This window comes from Novosphingobium sp. 63-713 (genome assembly GCF_001898925.1).
Lineage (GTDB): Bacteria > Pseudomonadota > Alphaproteobacteria > Sphingomonadales > Sphingomonadaceae > Novosphingobium.
In genome coordinates, this window is record NZ_MKVS01000027.1 from 93,089 (window position 1) to 109,119 (window position 16,031).

General features: G+C 64.2%; 11 protein-coding genes. 8 read left to right on the forward strand and 3 right to left on the reverse strand.

What is annotated here, in order from left to right; genetic code table 11:
• Nucleotides 1–220: 220 nt before the first annotated feature.
• Complete coding sequence (locus tag BGP00_RS14500) at nucleotides 221–1,927, reverse strand: MFS transporter (protein WP_292691170.1); 1,707 nt, start codon at nucleotides 1,925–1,927, stop codon at nucleotides 221–223.
• Nucleotides 1,928–2,055: 128 nt separating this feature from the next.
• Between BGP00_RS14500 and BGP00_RS14505 the strand changes: the two genes are divergently transcribed.
• A complete protein-coding gene (locus BGP00_RS14505; RefSeq protein ID WP_292691168.1) occupies nucleotides 2,056–3,111 on the forward strand; it encodes a pseudouridine synthase in 1,056 nt (351 codons plus the stop codon).
• A complete protein-coding gene (rsmD, locus tag BGP00_RS14510) occupies nucleotides 3,108–3,668 on the forward strand; it encodes a 16S rRNA (guanine(966)-N(2))-methyltransferase RsmD (RefSeq protein WP_292691166.1) in 561 nt (186 codons plus the stop codon). Before BGP00_RS14505 ends, rsmD begins: the two co-directional genes overlap by 4 nt.
• Nucleotides 3,669–3,880: 212 nt before the next feature.
• Here rsmD and BGP00_RS14515 read toward each other — a convergent pair whose 3' ends face one another.
• Nucleotides 3,881–5,158, reverse strand: coding sequence for an MFS transporter (locus BGP00_RS14515; RefSeq protein WP_292691164.1), 1,278 nt, complete (start codon nucleotides 5,156–5,158; stop codon nucleotides 3,881–3,883).
• A gap of 106 nt (nucleotides 5,159–5,264) precedes the next feature.
• Here BGP00_RS14515 and BGP00_RS14520 point away from each other — a divergent pair, with 106 nt between their 5' ends.
• From BGP00_RS14520 to BGP00_RS14540, 5 genes are all read left to right on the forward strand, one after another.
• Entirely contained in the window at nucleotides 5,265–7,562 is a 2,298-nt protein-coding gene (locus tag BGP00_RS14520) for an ATP-dependent helicase (RefSeq protein ID WP_292691162.1), read from the forward strand.
• Between the two features lie 120 nt (nucleotides 7,563–7,682).
• Complete coding sequence (locus tag BGP00_RS14525) at nucleotides 7,683–8,177, forward strand: flavin reductase family protein (RefSeq protein ID WP_292691160.1); 495 nt, start codon at nucleotides 7,683–7,685, stop codon at nucleotides 8,175–8,177.
• Between the two features lie 91 nt (nucleotides 8,178–8,268).
• Nucleotides 8,269–8,709 carry a chemotaxis protein CheW gene (locus BGP00_RS14530; RefSeq protein WP_292691158.1) on the forward strand — a complete coding sequence of 147 codons (441 nt, stop codon included), beginning with the start codon at nucleotides 8,269–8,271 and terminating at the stop codon, nucleotides 8,707–8,709.
• A 137-nt stretch (nucleotides 8,710–8,846) separates the two neighbouring features.
• The gene (locus BGP00_RS14535) at nucleotides 8,847–9,725 is read left to right on the forward strand and encodes a CoA ester lyase (RefSeq protein WP_292691156.1); all 879 of its coding nucleotides are present in this window, start codon (nucleotides 8,847–8,849) and stop codon (nucleotides 9,723–9,725) included.
• A 167-nt stretch (nucleotides 9,726–9,892) separates the two neighbouring features.
• The gene (locus BGP00_RS14540; protein ID WP_292691155.1) at nucleotides 9,893–12,217 is read left to right on the forward strand and encodes an EAL domain-containing protein; all 2,325 of its coding nucleotides are present in this window, start codon (nucleotides 9,893–9,895) and stop codon (nucleotides 12,215–12,217) included.
• Here the strand turns inward: BGP00_RS14540 and BGP00_RS14545 are convergent.
• Nucleotides 12,208–13,251 carry an AI-2E family transporter gene (locus BGP00_RS14545; protein WP_292691153.1) on the reverse strand — a complete coding sequence of 348 codons (1,044 nt, stop codon included), beginning with the start codon at nucleotides 13,249–13,251 and terminating at the stop codon, nucleotides 12,208–12,210. The genes BGP00_RS14540 and BGP00_RS14545 overlap by 10 nt on opposite strands.
• 299 nt (nucleotides 13,252–13,550) lie before the next feature.
• Here BGP00_RS14545 and BGP00_RS14550 point away from each other — a divergent pair, with 299 nt between their 5' ends.
• A complete protein-coding gene (locus BGP00_RS14550) occupies nucleotides 13,551–16,019 on the forward strand; it encodes a TonB-dependent receptor (RefSeq protein ID WP_292691152.1) in 2,469 nt (822 codons plus the stop codon).
• Nucleotides 16,020–16,031: the final 12 nt, after the last annotated feature.

The window sequence follows — 16,031 nt, forward strand, 5'->3', positions numbered from 1 at the left end:
CGGGCAAAGGGACTCGGTCCCTTTGCAATCCCGTTACTGTCTACCTAGCGCTTTAGGTTCTGCCGGGGTGGCCAATACGCGGCGTTGAAATATGAAAGCCTGCGGCGCAATCTAACTGCGCCGCAGGCTTTCATAGTTATAACAAAGGGCCGCAAACCTCCCACCACCCATTAATGGGATTGCAAAGGGCCCCCGCCCTTTGCCCGCCGGAGGCAAACTCTTATCCCTTAACCGCCCGCGCCTCCGCCCGACTAACCCTCACCCACTCCATCAGCACGAAGGACACGCTGACCACACCGGCCAGCGCGGTGGCGCGGAAGACCGGCCCATAGCCATAGGTGTCAAACGCCTCGCCCGCCACGCCGCGGCCCAGCGTGCCGACAAGGAACGTCAGTGAGGAGAGAAGCGCATATTGGATCGCGGTATAGCGCTTGGACACCACGCTGGAGACATAGGCGACGAAGGCGGTGCCTGCGAGGCCGGTGGCGATGTTTTCGTAGACTATGGCCAGCAGCAGACGCAGCATCCGCGCATCGGCCCCCAGCGCCGCGCCCAGCCGGTCAAGCATCAGCACATGGGCAAAGGCGTCGATCACATGGCCGCCGTCGGCAAGGTCCGCATAGAGCAGATTGCCCAGCGGCGGCAGCATCGCGCCCAGCAGCACGGTGGGAAAGCGCCCGATGCGCAGGAACAGGTATCCGCCCAGCGAAATGCCGAACATCGTCATGATAATGCCAAAGATTTTGGAGGCGAAGGCCACCTGATCCTTTGTGTAATGCAGATAGTCCAGATAGAAGGGAAAGGCGAAACTGGACCAGATATTGTAGCAGAACGCATAGGTCAGGATGAAGCCCAGCACCACCAGCACCCCGGCCCGCAGCCGTCCCGCCAGCTCCGCCAGAGGCGTGACCAGCGCGGCATAGATATGGTTGGCGATGGTGCGCGAGGGGCCATGGGCGTGATCCTCCACCGCCAGAACGCCCATCGCGCGGGCTTTCAAATGGTTGGCCACGCTGGCCACGATCAGCGGCACAAACACAGTGGCCCCCACGATCCACGGCCCCTGCGTCTTCGTAAATTCCGCCACGGAGGGCAATTTGCCACCCGGCGCGACCGGGGCCAGCATCGCAATCATGAAATGGGCAATCGTGGCAATCGCCCAGACCCAACTGGCCAGCACAATGAACAGCAGGACCGCCCGCACCCCCGGCGCCAGTTCGCCCGGCTGCCCAAGATCGGCGTGCAGGCGCGCGGTGATCGTGCGCTCGGTATCGGGTGCGCGCAGAGTCACCAGCGTCATCACCGCCATCAGCCCCGCCATCGCGCCGAACACCTGCGGCCAGGGCATCCGCGCCGCCAGCATCAGCGCCAGCGCGCCGCCCACAATCGAGGCCGTGCGATAACCGAACTGATAGAGCGCGGTCAGCAGCTCAAGGCTGGTGTCCTCATCGGCATTCTCGATCCGCCATGCGTCGAGCGCGATGTCCTGCGTGGCGCTGGCAAAGGCGGCGATGAAGGCGATGATGGCGAAAGTGCCGATGGCGCGCGTGGGGTCGGTGATGGCCAGCCCGGCAATCGCGCAGGCCAGCACCGCCTGACACAGGATGATCCAGCTGCGCCGCCGCCCCAGCGCCTCCAGCCCCGGCAGTTTCAGCCGGTCGACCAGCGGCGCCCAGAGGAATTTGAACGAATAGGACAGGCCGATCCATGACAGCACGCCAATCGTCGCCAGCTTGATCCCCACCTCGCCCAGCCAGGCATTCAGCGTGCCGATCAGCAGCGCGAAGGGCAGGCCCGAGGAAAAGCCAAAGCCCAGCATACACCCTGCCTTGCGCGTGGAAAGCGCCACGCGCAGCAGCGCCAGCCCCTTGGGCCGGGGCGGTTTTTCCGCATCCGCCGGGGTGTTGTTCTGGGCGCTGATGGCCATGCGGGTTTGGTCCTGAATAATGGAAATGAAGCGGCAAGATTAGGCGGTATGATGAACAAAAAGAAAGGGCAAATCGCCGCGCGTCCACCGCTTTTGACCTGTGGCCCGAAGAAGAGTAAGGCGGCCCCATGTCTTATACCAAGAATCCCGGTGGCCCTCCCAAGGGTCCTTCATCGCGTGGCCCCGCCTCGCGCAATGGCCGCGCGTCCGACGCCGCCCCCCGCGGGAAACCGCAATTTGACCGCAGCGGCAAGCCGCAGGCCGAACGGGGGGGTAAGCCCTCGTATGGCGGCAAACCCTCCTATGGCGACAAACCCTCTTATGGCGACAGGTCGAAGGCGGGCGGCAATGCCCAGTCCACCGGCAAGCTCCACCCGCCGCGCATCCCCCGGCCCCCGCGCCCCGCGCCTGAACCGATCAACAAGCTGGAAGGCGAAGGCGAGCGTATCGCCAAGCTGCTGGCCCGCGCGGGCGTGGCAAGCCGCCGCGAGGTGGAACGCCTGATCGAGGCCGGCCGGGTCAAGGTGGGCGAAATCACCGTCACCACGCCCGCCACGCTGCTCACCACGCTCAAAGGCGTCACGGTCGATGGCAATCCGGTCAAAGCGCCGGAAGCGGCGCGGCTCTATGCGTTTCACAAGCCCAGCGGCCTCATCACCGCCGAGCGCGATCCGGCGGGACGCCCCACGATCTACACCGCGCTGCGCAACGCCCTGCCCGAAGGGACGCCGCGCCTGATGCCCATCGGGCGGCTCGATCTTAACACCGAAGGTCTGCTGCTGCTGACCAACGATGGGGAATTGAAGCGCGCGATGGAATTGCCCAGCAGCGGCATTCCGCGCACCTATCGCGCCCGCACCTTTGGCGACATCACGCAGGACCGGCTGGAAGAGCTGATGGAAGGCATTGAGGTCGACGGCATCCGCTATGGCCGGATCGACGCCAATATGGAGCGCCGCACGGGCCGCAACCAGTGGATCGAACTGACGCTGAGCGAAGGCAAGAACCGCGAAGTGCGCCGCGTGCTGGAGGCTCTGGGGCTTCAGGTCAGCCGTCTGATGCGCACCAAATACGGGCCGTTCGAATTGCTTGATCTGGCTCGCGGGCAGGCGATCCAGATCCCGCAGGTGCAGGTTGAACGCTTCCGCAAGGGGCTGAAATTTGCCAAGGCGCGCGGCGAATGATCCGTATCATTGCCGGCGAATGGCGTGGCCGCAAACTGGCCGCGCCCGAAGGTGACGACACCCGCCCCACCGCCGACCGCACCCGCGAGACGCTGTTTTCCATGCTCAACAGCCGCCTTGGCGGTTTCGAGGAATTACGCGTGGCCGACCTGTTCGCAGGATCGGGCGCGCTGGGCCTTGAAGCATTGAGCCGGGGCGCGGCGCATTGCCTGTTTGCCGAACAAGCCGCCCCCGCGATCCGCGCGATCCGCACCAATATCGCCAACCTGAAAGCCCACGCCCGCTGCGACGTGCGCGCGGGCAGCGTGATGGCCCTGACCGCCACCACGGAACCGCTCGACCTCGTGCTGCTCGACCCGCCCTATAACACCGGCGCGGGACAGGTGGCGATCGACAAGCTGCGCCGCCTCGGCTGGATCGGGGAAGGCACATGGGTTGCGCTGGAAACCGCCGCGACCGAAAATCCGCAGGTGCGCGGGTTTGTGGTCGATGCCGAGCGGAAGGTGGGTAAGGCGAAGATTACCTTGTTCAGGATGGAAGAGAAGCAGGAAGGGTAAGATGCGAGGGTCTAGACCCTCGCGCTCCCATTACTGTCTATGTCGCGCTAAAAGTTCGACGTTTTGGGTCGGGCGCGGCGTTGGAAAAATGAAAGCCTGCGGCGCTATTTAACTGCGCCACAGGCTTTCATTTTAATAGCCCAAGACCTCAAACCCACCCTATTAACGGGATTGCAAAGGGCCCCCGCCCTTTACCCGCCGGAGGCAAACCTTCACTTCACCCGCATCCGCCGCGTCCACCCGATCCCTATCAACGTAACGACACCCGCAACCGCAGGAATGATCCCGATCCAGTTGCCCAGCCCCTTTTCGATCAGGGCCTGCGCCAGCACCGGGGTTAGCGCGCCGCCGATGATGCCGCCGGCGTTAAAGGCCATGGAGATGCCGGAATAGCGCACCTCGACCGGGAACAGGCCCGAGAGCCAGCCCGAAAGCGGACCATAGGCCATGCCCATAGCAAAGAGCGCGGCCGAGAGGGTGACAAAGACGATGATAAGGCTGCCCGAGGAGAGGCCAGCCCAATAGACCGCGCCGATCACCGCGCCCAGCGATGCGCCCCATGCGAGGATACGCCCCGAACCGAAGCGGTCGGACCAGACAGCGGCGCAGGCGATCCCGGCGGCCAGCATCAGATTGGCCGCCAATTGCGCGACCATGAAGCCGGTGCGCGGATAGTGGAGCGGCCCGGTGCCCTGCGCGAGCGCGAAAGCGGTGCAGAGATAGAACAGCGAGAAGCACGAGACGACGCCCGCGCTGCCCGCGATCAGCGGCTTCCAGTGTTGCGAGAGCAGCAGGCCCAGCGGCACTTCGGGCGGCTTTTCATGCGCGCGAGCGGCGGCAAAGGCGGCGGTTTCGGTGATCTTCAATCGCACCCACAGGCCCACGCCCACCAGCACGACCGAGAGCAGGAAGGGAATGCGCCAGCCCCATGCCTTAAAATCAGCCTCGGGCATGACCAGGCCGAGGATCAGGAACAGTCCATTGGCCGCCAGAAAGCCCACCGGCGCGCCAAGCTGGGGGGCGCAGCCAAAGCGGGCCTCCCAGCCGCGCGGGGCATTTTCCACCGCCAGCAGCGCCGCCCCGCCCCATTCGCCGCCAAGGCCAAACCCCTGACCAAAGCGGCACAGGCACAGCAGGATCGGCGCCAGCACCCCCGCCTGCGCATAAGAAGGCAGGAAGCCCACCGCCAGCGTCGAGCCACCCATCAGGATCAGCGAGGCCACCAGCGTGGATTTGCGCCCGATCCTGTCGCCGAAATGGCCAAAGGCGATGGCCCCCACCGGCCGCGCGACAAAGGCGATGCCAAGCGACATGAAAGCCAGCAGCAATTGCCGCCCCGGCGCCGCCTCGGGAAAGAACATCGGGCCGAACACCAGCGCTGTGGCGGTGGCGAAGATGTAGAAATCGTAGAATTCAACCGAGGTGCCGACAAGGGCTGCGGTCAGGATTCGGGCGTTCTTGCGGATCGGGTGCGGACTGTTCTGGCTCATGGGCGCAACGGGTTGATGGCGGATTGCCCTCAGGTCAACCCAAAATGCAGTTTTCTGCCCAAAACCCCCTCTTGCGCGGACCGGGCATGTTCTCTAGGCGTTCCCGATGACTATGCCCGAGACTCCCGCTCATGACGCCCCCTGGCTGGCCAATCTGAACCCGCCCCAGCGCGAGGCGGTGCTGACGACCGAGGGTCCGGTGCTGATGCTGGCGGGCGCGGGCACGGGCAAGACGGCGGCGCTGACCGCGCGCATGGCGCAGATCATTGCGCAAAGACTGGCTTGGCCGTCGGAAATCCTGTGCGTGACCTTTACGAACAAGGCGGCGCGCGAAATGCGTGAGCGTGTGGGCCATCTGATCGGGCCTGCGGTCGAGGGGATGCCGTGGCTGGGCACGTTTCATGCGATCGCGGCCAAGATGCTGCGCCGCCATGCCGAACTGGCCGGTTTGCAGAGCAATTACACGATCATCGACACCGACGACCAATTGCGCCTGTTGAAGCAGTTGATTCAGGCCGAGGGGCTGGATGAAAAGCGCTGGCCCGCCAAGGCTCTGGCCGGATGCATTGACCGGTGGAAGAACCGGGGCCTTGGGCCGGGCGATCTGGATGCGGTGGAAAACGAGGCCTATGCCAATGGGCGGGGCGCGCATTTCTACGGACTTTATCAGGAGCGGTTGAAGGCGGTGAACGCCTGCGATTTCGGCGATCTGCTGCTGCATATGCTCGATATTTTCCGCCGCCACCGCGACGTGCTGGTGGAATATCAGCGCCGGTTCAAATATATCATGGTGGACGAATATCAGGACACCAACTCGGTGCAGTATCTCTGGCTCCGCCTGCTGGCGCAGGGGATAGAGGGACGGCGGCACAATATCTGCGTGGTGGGCGACGATGACCAGTCAATCTATTCGTGGCGCGGGGCAGAGGTCGCCAATATCCTGCGCTTTGAAAAGGATTTTCCCGGCGCGAAAGTGATCCGGCTGGAGCAGAACTATCGCTCCACCCCGCATATCCTTGGCGCGGCCAGTGGCCTTATCAAGGAGAACAGCGAGCGTCTGGGCAAGCAGCTTTGGACCGAGGCGACCGGCGGCGACAAGGTGCGCGTGATCGGCGTATGGGACGCGCCCGAGGAAGCGCGGCGTGTGGGCGAGGAAATCGAACGGCTGGAGCGCGAGGGCCTGCCGCTCGACAAGATCGCCATTCTGGTGCGCGCCCAGTTTCAGACGCGCGAGTTCGAAGACCGCTTTATCAGCATCGGCCTTGCCTATCGCATCATCGGCGGCTTCCGTTTCTATGAGCGCGCCGAAATCCGCGATGCGCTGGCTTACCTGCGCATCATTACCCAGCCTGCCGACGATCTGGCTTTTGAGCGGATCTATAACACGCCCAAGCGGGGCCTTGGCGACAAGACGCTGGAAAAGCTGCATCGTTTCGCGCGCGCGCATGGGATGCCGCTGGCCGCCGCCGCGCTGGCCATGGCCGATACGGATGAATTGCCCGCCAAGGCGCGCAACACGCTGCTGGGGCTGATGCGCGACATGGCGCGCTGGCGCGATCTGGCCAAGACTGCGACGCCTGCCGAACTGGCGCGCGTGATGCTCGACGAATCGGGCTATACCGCCATGCTTCAGGCCGACCGCAGCGCGGAAAGCGCGGGCCGCCTGGAGAACCTCTCCGAACTGGCCCGCGCCATGGAGGATTACGAGACGCTGGGCGATTTCCTTGAGCATGTCTCGCTGGTCATGGACAATGAGGCGAATAATGACGCCGAAAAGGTCACGATCATGACGATCCATGCGGCCAAGGGGCTGGAATTCGATCATGTGTTCCTGCCCGGATGGGAGGAAGGCGTGTTCCCCAGCCAGCGTTCGCTGGACGAAGGCGGGTTGGCCAGTCTGGAGGAGGAACGCCGCCTTGCCTATGTCGCGATCACGCGGGCGCGACGCCATTGCACGATCCTGCACGCGGCCAACCGGCGCATCTATGGCCAGTGGACATCCTCGCTTCCCAGCCGTTTCATCGGCGAATTGCCCCCCGCCCATATTCACAGCGAAAGTACGATGACCGGCGGGGCCAGCCTGTGGCGCGCGCAATGGAGCGAGCGGGACGATCCCTTTGCCCATCTGGCACAGAACAAGCCCCAGCGCATGGAAACGCGCGGCCCCGGCTGGCAGCGCGCCAGCCAGACCACCTTTGCCCCCGCCCGCAAGATCGCCGAAAACACCCGCAGCGCGGCCAGCTTTGCCGCCGCGCCGCGTCTGGACATCCGCATCGGCGACAAGGTGTTCCACGAAAAATTCGGCAATGGCACGGTCAAGGCGCAGGAGGGCAACAAGCTGGAGATCGAATTCGACAGCGGCGGGTTCAAGCGCGTGCTGGACAGTTTCGTGAAGCGCATATGATCTCCGAAAGGCGACTATAAGCAATTCCCATGAGGCCGTGCCCCACCACGCACTTGCAGCATCGCGCGCGCTCTGGCACGGCGTTGCGCAAGACATTCACGGTGGGGACAAGGACAGACCATGACGCAATCGGCCACGGCCATCGAACCGGCAGACTATCGCCGCGTGATGGGCCATTATCCCACCGGTGTGGCCGCGATCACCTCGACCGGGGCCGATGGCGCGCCGCTGGTGCTGGTGGTGGGCACGTTTACCTCGGTTTCGCTTGATCCGCCGCTGGTGGGCTTTTTGCCGACCAGCACTTCGGCAAGCTGGCAGGCGATTGCCGCCACGGGCCGCTTTGCCGTCAATGTGCTGGGCAGCGATCAGGCGGCGCTGTGCGGCCAGCTCGCCGGGCGGGGCGACAAGTTTGCCGGGGTGGAATACACGCTTTCCGAAGGGGGCCTGCCCTTGCTGGCCGATGCGCTGATCACGATCGAGGCCGATATAAGCGCCACGCTGCCCGCGGGCGATCATGATTTCGTGCTGGGCGCGGTGCGGCGGATGAATGTGGCGCGCGAGGGCGATCCCCTGCTGTTTCATCGCGGAAATTATGGCGGTTTTGCCGCGCTGTAACGGCAAAAGGTCAGCGCCAATTTGAACCCATCTGGCGTTGCGCCATGCTGCTCGAATGCGCCAAACGCTGGTGCGGACGAGAAGAGGTGGCATGACGCGCGAACTGATAACTTTCGAAGTATCGCGGCAATTGTTCGGACTGGATATTGCCGCGATCCGCGAAATCCGCGCCTGGTCGCCGGTTGCGCGCTTTCCCGGCGCGCCTCCCTATATCGCGGGCATGGCCAATCTGCACGGCAACACGCTGCCCGTCATCGATCTGGGCTCGCGTCTGGGCTGGGGCACGACCCAGACGACCGAGCGCCATGCCATCGTCGTGGTGCAGATGGGCGCGCTGATGGCCGGGCTGATCGTTGAAACGGTATCCGATCTGGTCAATCTGGCCGAGGAATCCTTGCAGCCGCCGCCCTGCCTGGGGGTGGAGGAGATGACATCCTTTATCGACGGGCTGGCGCCGGTGGGCAATCGCATGTTGCTGGTGCTCAATCTGGCGCAACTGGTCGGCCGCGACTGGTTGACGAGCGGGGAATAGATCCGCGACTTATTGCTGCCCCTACCTAAAGCTGGCTTGACGCCCGCCAGGCTTGTGAACAAAATCGCGCCTGTTCAGCCCTATCAAGGTCGCGGCGCCACCCCCGATGCCCTGGCCGAACCATCAGAGGATCGTTCATGCCCGCTCTCCGCCTCGACCGCCCCCGCCGCAGCGCGCTGTTCATGCCCGCCTCCAACCCCAAGGCGCTGGCTAAGGCGCGCGAGGTGGATGCCGACGTCATCATCCTTGATCTGGAGGATGCCGTTGCGCCCGAACAGAAGGAGGCCGCGCGCGAAGCTGCGGTGCGGGCGCTCTACACCGGCGGCTTTGGCCATCGCGAGGTGGCCGTGCGCGTCAACGGGCTGGACACCGAATGGGGGGCCGAGGATCTGGAGGCTCTGGCGCGCGCGGGGGCCGATGCGCTGCTGGTGCCCAAGGTTTCCAGCCCGCAGGACGTGCTGCGCTACCATGAGGCGCTGGCCGATGCGCCTTCGGATCTGCAACTGTGGGCGATGATCGAGACGGCCGGATCGGTGCTGCGGCTCGACGCCATCGCCTCGCTGGCGCGGCAGACGCGATTGGCGCTCTGGGTGATCGGGCCCAATGATCTGGCCCGCGAACTGCGCGCGCGGCCCGATGCGGGGCGGACCTTCCTGCAACCCTTCCTGTCGCTGGCCGTGGCGGCGGCGCGGGCGCATGGCCTGTCCATTCTGGACGGCGTATGCAATGAATTCAAGGATATGGATATCTTCCGCGCCGAGGCGGCGCAGGGTCTGATGTTCGGTTTCGATGGCAAGACACTGATCCATCCCGCCCAGATCGCGCCCTGCAACGAGGTGTTCAGCCCCTCGCCCGCCGAGCTGGAATGGGCCGGGCGGGTGATCGAGGCTTTTGCCCTGCCCGAACATGCCGGCAAGGGGGCGATCAAGCTGGACGGGCGGATGGTCGAACTGCTCCACCGCGATCAGGCGCAGAGCCTGCTGGCCATGGCAAGGCGAATTGCCGCGCGCGGCTGATGGCGCAGCGAAGGGGGATTCGGACCGTCCTTCGCACCTGCGGCATGGAAAGCCTTCAATGCATTGGTGAATCCTTTCGAAACTGACCTATGTATTAACACTTTTTGCGTAGAATCACTCGGTCTGGATCAACAAGAGTGGGCCTGCCGAGCGTGCCGATACCAAGAGTGACCCATTGGCTGCTTAGCACCGGCGAGAAAGTCTCGGCGCCCATCGCCGCACAATTGGCCAATGGCCTGTTCGGATCACTGCCGATTTTCATCGGCGGGGTCATCAACAGCGTGGCGGTGGCGGCGGTGGCGGCGGGGCGGATGCACACCGCCCCCTTCATCGGCTGGATGGTGTTCGAGGCGGTGCTGGGGCTGGTGCGGATCGGCGTGGTCCAGTCCTCGCACAGCGCGCCGCCCGAAAAGCTGGAGCGGCTGCGCCATCTGGCCAGTCTGCTGTCGGTGGCATGGGCAGCCTCGGTGGGCATCGGCACGCTGCTGTGCCTGACCAGCGGCGACTGGGTGCTGGCCACGATTGCCTGCCTGTCGACCGCGGCGATGGTCTGCGGCATTTGCCTGCGCAATTTCGGCACGCCGCGTCTGGCTGCGGTCATGACCTTTGCTGCGCTGGCCCCCTGTGCGGTGGGCGGGTTGATGACGCAGGAGCCTTCGCTGCGCATCATCAGCGTGCAATTGCCGATCTTCATGACCACGATCTTTTCCGCCTCTTTCGGACTGCACCGGATGCTGGTTTCCTGGATGACCACCACGGCGGAGCTGAAACGCAGCAAAGCGCTCAATGAAACGATCCTGCAGTCGAACCCCGATCTGACGCTGATTCTGGACGAGAACCATCAGATCATTTTCAGCAACCGTATGCCCGAACAGCTCGCCTGCCAGTCGGCGCTGGTGGGGCGCGATTTCTATTCGGTGCTGGAGGAAAAGGATCGCCCTGCGGCGGCGGCGGCGCTGGCGCGCGCGCAGCGGGGCGAATTGTCCAGCTTCACCACATGCTTTACGCGCCCCTCGGGCGAGAAACTGTGGTTTGACACGGTGGTCAACGAAACCTCGGACGCCTCGGGCCGGTTTATCGTGGTGGCCCGCGACATCACCCGGCAAAAGCATTCCGAAGAGCGCGCGATCTGGATGGCGCATCACGATACGCTGACCGGCCTGCCCAATCGCGCGGTGCTTCAGGAAAGGCTGGATGCCGCGCTGGTGACGGGCGATGGCGCGCACGAATTGAGCCGCGATGATAGTGTCGCCGGTCATGCGCTGCTGATCGTGGATGTCGATAATTTCAAGGCGATCAATGATACGCTGGGCCATGACGGCGGTGATGTGCTGCTGCGCGCGTTGGCGGCGCGGCTGTGTGCGGCGGTGGGGCATGGTGATCTGGTAGCGCGCACGGGGGGCGATGAATTCGCGCTGATCGTGGCGGCAGGCGATGCCGAGGCGCTGCATAGCATCGCGGCGCGGATCTATGAGGAATTGCGCGAACCGATCCTGCATGGCGACCGCGTGATGGAATGCGGCGCCAGCATCTGGGCCAGTTTCATCCCGCAGGACGGACCGGGCCGGTCCGAGGTGATGAAGGCGGCCGACATTGCGCTCTATGCCGCCAAGGCGGCGGGCCGGGCACAGATGAAGATCTTCGAGCCCGCCATGATGGACGAGGTCGAGCGCCATCAGGCGATGATCACCGCCGCCCGCTTTGCCCTGAAGCGCAAGACCATCGTACCGCATTACCAGCCCAAGGTCTGTCTGGGCGGCGAAGGACGGGGCGACGGGCGGATCGTGGGTTTCGAGGCGCTGCTGCGCTGGCGCGACCGCGACGGGCATGTGCGCGGCCCCGATGCGATCAAGGCCGCCTTCAACGACCCGATCCTGAGCGTGGCGATCAGCGATTACATGCTGGAGATGATCCTGGATGATATCGAAGGCTGGGTGGCGGCGGGCGTGCCGTTCGGCCATGTCGCCGTCAATGTGACCAGCGGCGATTTCCGCCCCGGCGGCATTGTCGAAACCGTGCTGGACCGGCTCAAGGCCCGCGACCTGCCCGCCTCATGCCTGCAGATCGAGGTGACCGAGGATGTGTTCCTCGACAAGGGGGCGCTGGATGTCGAACGCGCGCTCAAACGGCTCAGCCATCACGGGTTGCGCATTGCGCTCGACGATTTCGGCACCGGCTATGCCTCGCTCTCGCATCTCACCCAGTTCCCGGTGGACCTGCTGAAAATCGACCGCTCCTTTATCGGCCAGATGGGCGCCAAGGGCGATGCCGAGGCGATTTCCTCGATCGTCATCAATCTGGGCCATTGCCTCGGGCTGGAGGTGATTGCCGAAGGGGTGGAAACGATCCAGCAGCAGGAACAACTGATCGCGATGGGCTGCGATACGGGGCAAGGCTATCTCTACGCCCGGGCGATGCCCGCCACCGAAGTGGCCGCACATGTGCGCGAGCATGAAACCGCCCGCGCCCTGCTCCACCTGCGTCAGGCCTGATTGCGGCTCTCGCCCACCACTTGCCAGATGGCGATGAACAGCGCGGCGATCACGGGCCCCATGACAAAGCCGTTGAAACCCATCAGTTCAAACCCTCCCAGCGTAGTGATCAGCACCACATAATCAGGCACCCGTGTGTCGCGCCCCACCAGGATCGGACGCACCAGATTGTCGACGCTGCTGATCACGAAAAAGCCCATCGCCGCCAGCGCCGCGCCTTGCCACACCGATCCGGTGGCCAGCAGATAGACCGAAACCGGCACCCAGACGAAGCCCGTGCCCACCGAGGGAAACAGCGAAAACACTCCCATCGCCACGCCCCACAGCAAGGCTCCCGGCAGGCCAAGCACCCAGAAACTCAAGCCCCCGATCGTACCCTGCAGCACGGCGACGATCAGGCTACCCTTGATGGTTGCGCGGATCGCCTGAAGGAATTTGGCGATCAGCAGATCGGTCATCGCCCGCTCCAGCGGCACTGAACGCGCGATCTTTTCGCCCAGCGCCCGCCCGTCGCGCAGCAGGAAATAGGCCAGATAGAGCATCACGCCCAATTGCAGGAACAGACCCAAGGTGCTCTGCCCCAATTGCAGCAGTTGCGGGCCGACATTGCGCAGGAGGTCGCCCATCTCGCGGCTCAGCCAGCCCCGCAGGTCGTCCAGACTGGCCAGCCCGGCGACCCCCAATTGCCCCCGCAGCCAGTGCGGCATCCGCGTCTGCAGCCCGGCCAGAAAGCGCAAGGGGTCGATCTGGCCCGATTCGATGCGGGCATAAAGCATCCCGGCCTGTTCGATCAGCGCCGCCCCCAGCGCCAGCGCGGGCAACACCACAACCGCCACCACCACCAGCAAAGCCATCGCCGCGCAGCGATCCGGATGGCCCGGCATCGAACGCATCAGCCGTTGATAGAACGGATCGAACAGCACCGCGACGATCACCGCCCAGAGCACCGCCCCCCAAAAAGGCACCACCAGCCAGCCGAAAGCCAGCGAAACCGCCACCACCAGCCCCAACAGAAACATGCGCGCCGGTTGCATCTGGCGGTTCTCCCGATTGACCAAGCCCCTATGCATAGCCTGCCTGGGGCGCAGGGCAACAGGGTGATCGGCGTTTAGCCAGACTTGGGCGTTCAACAGATTTCCTTGAATGTCTATTTTTAAGATTGAGATTAGAAGCAGGTCAACTCTACCTAATTGATAGAAATTAATAGGACGAGCATCACAGGGGGGACATTCGCATGAGGCCCGCGCCCGGCTCCGGCCGGAATGCCTGATGCGCATTCCCGATCACCATCACTTGAACGCGCGTGTCGCGTTGCAAAGGTAAAGGATCGAGTATGAAACTGCGCCAGATTTTCCTCGCCAGCGTGGCCAGCGCCGGACTTTTCGCCAGCCCGGTCTTTGCCGAGGATGCGGCCCCCGCCGCAGAAGCCGCCGCCGATCAGGTGCAGGCCGAAGCCCCCGGCGACATCGTCGTCACCGCGCGCCACCGCACCGAATCGGCCCAAAGCGTGCCTCTGGCCATCTCGGTGCTGGGCGGGCTGACGCTGGAGCGGACGGGCGCGTTCAACGTCAATCGGCTGCAGCAGTTGGCCCCCACCTTGCAGTTCTATTCCTCGAACCCGCGCAATTCTGCGGCCAATCTGCGCGGGCTGGGCGCGCCCTTCGGCCTGACCAACGATGGCATCGAACAGGGCGTCGGCATCTATGTCGATGACGTTTACTTCAGCCGCGCGGCGGCCAGCACCTTCGACTTCCTCGATGCGGGCCAGATCGAAGTGCTGCGCGGGCCGCAGGGCACGCTCTATGGCAAGAACACCACCGCCGGCGCGATCAACATCACCAGCCGCGCGCCCACCTTCAACTTTGAAAGCCGGGGCGAAATCTCCGTCGGCAATTACGGCTATCGCCAGTTGAAGCTGGCCGTGTCGGGGCCTTTGTCGGAAACCGTGGCGGCGCGCATCGCGGTGTCCTCGACCGGGCGGGGCGGCACGATCTATAACACCACGACCAAGAGCTGGGTGCAGTCGCAGGACAATCTGGGCCTGCGCGGGCAAATCCTGTGGCGCCCCTCGGCCACGGTGGATGTCACGCTGGCCGCCGATTACAACGAGCAGAACCCCTCGTGCTGCGCCACGGTCTATTACGGCTATGGCAGCACCCAGCGCTCATCCGCTCGCCAATTCCCGGCGCTGGCCAATCTGCTCGGCTATACACCCGCCAGCACCAATCCCTATGCCCGTGTAACCGACCTCGACAGCGAATTGCGCGCCACCAACCGTATCGGCGGCGCCTCGCTCAAGGTGAAGGCGCAGGTCGGCGCAGGCACCTTCACCAGCATCACCGCATGGCGTTTCTGGGACTGGAACCCGTCGAATGACCGCGACTACACCGGCCTGCCGATCACCACGCTGAGCCAGAACCCGACCAAGCAGGAACAGTACACGCAGGAATTCCGCTACAGCCTCTCGACCAGCAAGTTCGACTGGAACGTGGGCCTCTTCGCCTTCAATCAGGCCGTCCACACCACCGGCACCCAGCAGCAGGGCAGCGCGGCGAGCCGCTTTCTGCTGTCCAGCGCCCAGATCGACGCGATCTGCCCCACCGGCTCCTCGGCCACCTGCGTGCCCGACATCCTCAACGGCCTGACCGCCAAGAATGACATCCGCCTCAACAACACCAGTCTGGCCGCCTTCAGCCAGTTGAGCTGGAAGGTGACGGACCGCTTCACCATCCAGCCGGGCGTGCGCCTCAATTATGACCAGAAGAAGGGTTGGTACAATTCGGTCGTGACCAATTCGGCAGGCACGCAGATCTTCCCCTCATCGGGCACGGGTGCCAATTCGCTGCTGGGCGCGCAGGCAGGCGTCTTGTCCTCGCAGCAATTCCCGGCGCGTTATTCTGCGTGGAATTTCAGCTATGACCTGACGCTGTCCTATGCGCTTTCGCGCGATGTGCGGGCCTATGCCACCTATGCCAAGACATTCAAGTCGGGCGGCGTGAACCTCAACGGCGTGCCCTCGGACGCCAACGGCCAGCCCATTCTGGCCGCCGCCACAGTGAAGCCCGAAACGGTCAACCATTTCGAACTGGGCTTCAAGAGCCAGTGGCTGGACCGTAAGGTGACGGTCAATCTGGCCGCCTTCCGCACCACCATCGACAATTTCCAGGCGCAGGTGACCAATGGCGCGCTGGGCGTGCTGCGCGGCTATCTGGCCAATGCCGAACAGGTTCGCACGCAGGGTCTGGAAGGCGATTTCTCGGTGCGCCCGAGCGACCGTTTCAGCGCCTATCTGAATGCCGCGCTGACGGATGCGAAATATCGCAAGTTCACCACCGCCCCCTGCCCGCCCGAACTGTCGGGCGGCACCACCGTGACGGGCACGCAGACGCCGGGCGCGGCGGGCGTACCAGGCGCGCTCAGCCCGGCCAGTTGCGACATTTCGGGCCAGCGCCTGCCGGGCGTGTCGAAATATGCGCTGAGCTGGGGCGGCGAATATAACGTTCCGGCCAAGCTATTTGGCAAGGATGGCGAGGTCTATGTCGGCTATGACGCCTCCTATCGTTCGAGCTGGTCGTCCAATGCCTCGGCCTCGATCTACACCTGGGTAAAGGGCTATTCGCTGCACAATTTCCGCGCAGGCTGGCGTCAGGATCGCGGGCTGGACATCTATGGCTGGGTCCGCAACGCCACCGGCACCAATTATGTCGAGATGCTGACCGTGGCCAGCGGCAACACGGGCCTGATCGCGGCCAACCTTGGCGACCCCCGCACCTATGGCGCGACGGTGAAGTTCGAATTCTGAAGCAGCCTCCGG

What these genes read in the sequence shown, in the direction of transcription:
- BGP00_RS14525 (WP_292691160.1), top strand. Translation starts at nt 7,683, where the DNA reads ATGACGCAATCGGCCACGGCCATCGAACCGGCAGACTATCGCCGCGTG.
- BGP00_RS14535 (WP_292691156.1), top strand. Translation starts at nt 8,847, where the DNA reads ATGCCCGCTCTCCGCCTCGACCGCCCCCGCCGCAGCGCGCTGTTCATG.
- BGP00_RS14530 (WP_292691158.1), top strand. Translation starts at nt 8,269, where the DNA reads ATGACGCGCGAACTGATAACTTTCGAAGTATCGCGGCAATTGTTCGGA.
- BGP00_RS14545 (WP_292691153.1), bottom strand. Translation starts at nt 13,251, where the DNA reads ATGCAACCGGCGCGCATGTTTCTGTTGGGGCTGGTGGTGGCGGTTTCG.
- rsmD (WP_292691166.1), top strand. Translation starts at nt 3,108, where the DNA reads ATGATCCGTATCATTGCCGGCGAATGGCGTGGCCGCAAACTGGCCGCG.
- BGP00_RS14505 (WP_292691168.1), top strand. Translation starts at nt 2,056, where the DNA reads ATGTCTTATACCAAGAATCCCGGTGGCCCTCCCAAGGGTCCTTCATCG.
- BGP00_RS14550 (WP_292691152.1), top strand. Translation starts at nt 13,551, where the DNA reads ATGAAACTGCGCCAGATTTTCCTCGCCAGCGTGGCCAGCGCCGGACTT.
- BGP00_RS14500 (WP_292691170.1), bottom strand. Translation starts at nt 1,927, where the DNA reads ATGGCCATCAGCGCCCAGAACAACACCCCGGCGGATGCGGAAAAACCG.
- BGP00_RS14515 (WP_292691164.1), bottom strand. Translation starts at nt 5,158, where the DNA reads ATGAGCCAGAACAGTCCGCACCCGATCCGCAAGAACGCCCGAATCCTG.
- BGP00_RS14520 (WP_292691162.1), top strand. Translation starts at nt 5,265, where the DNA reads ATGACTATGCCCGAGACTCCCGCTCATGACGCCCCCTGGCTGGCCAAT.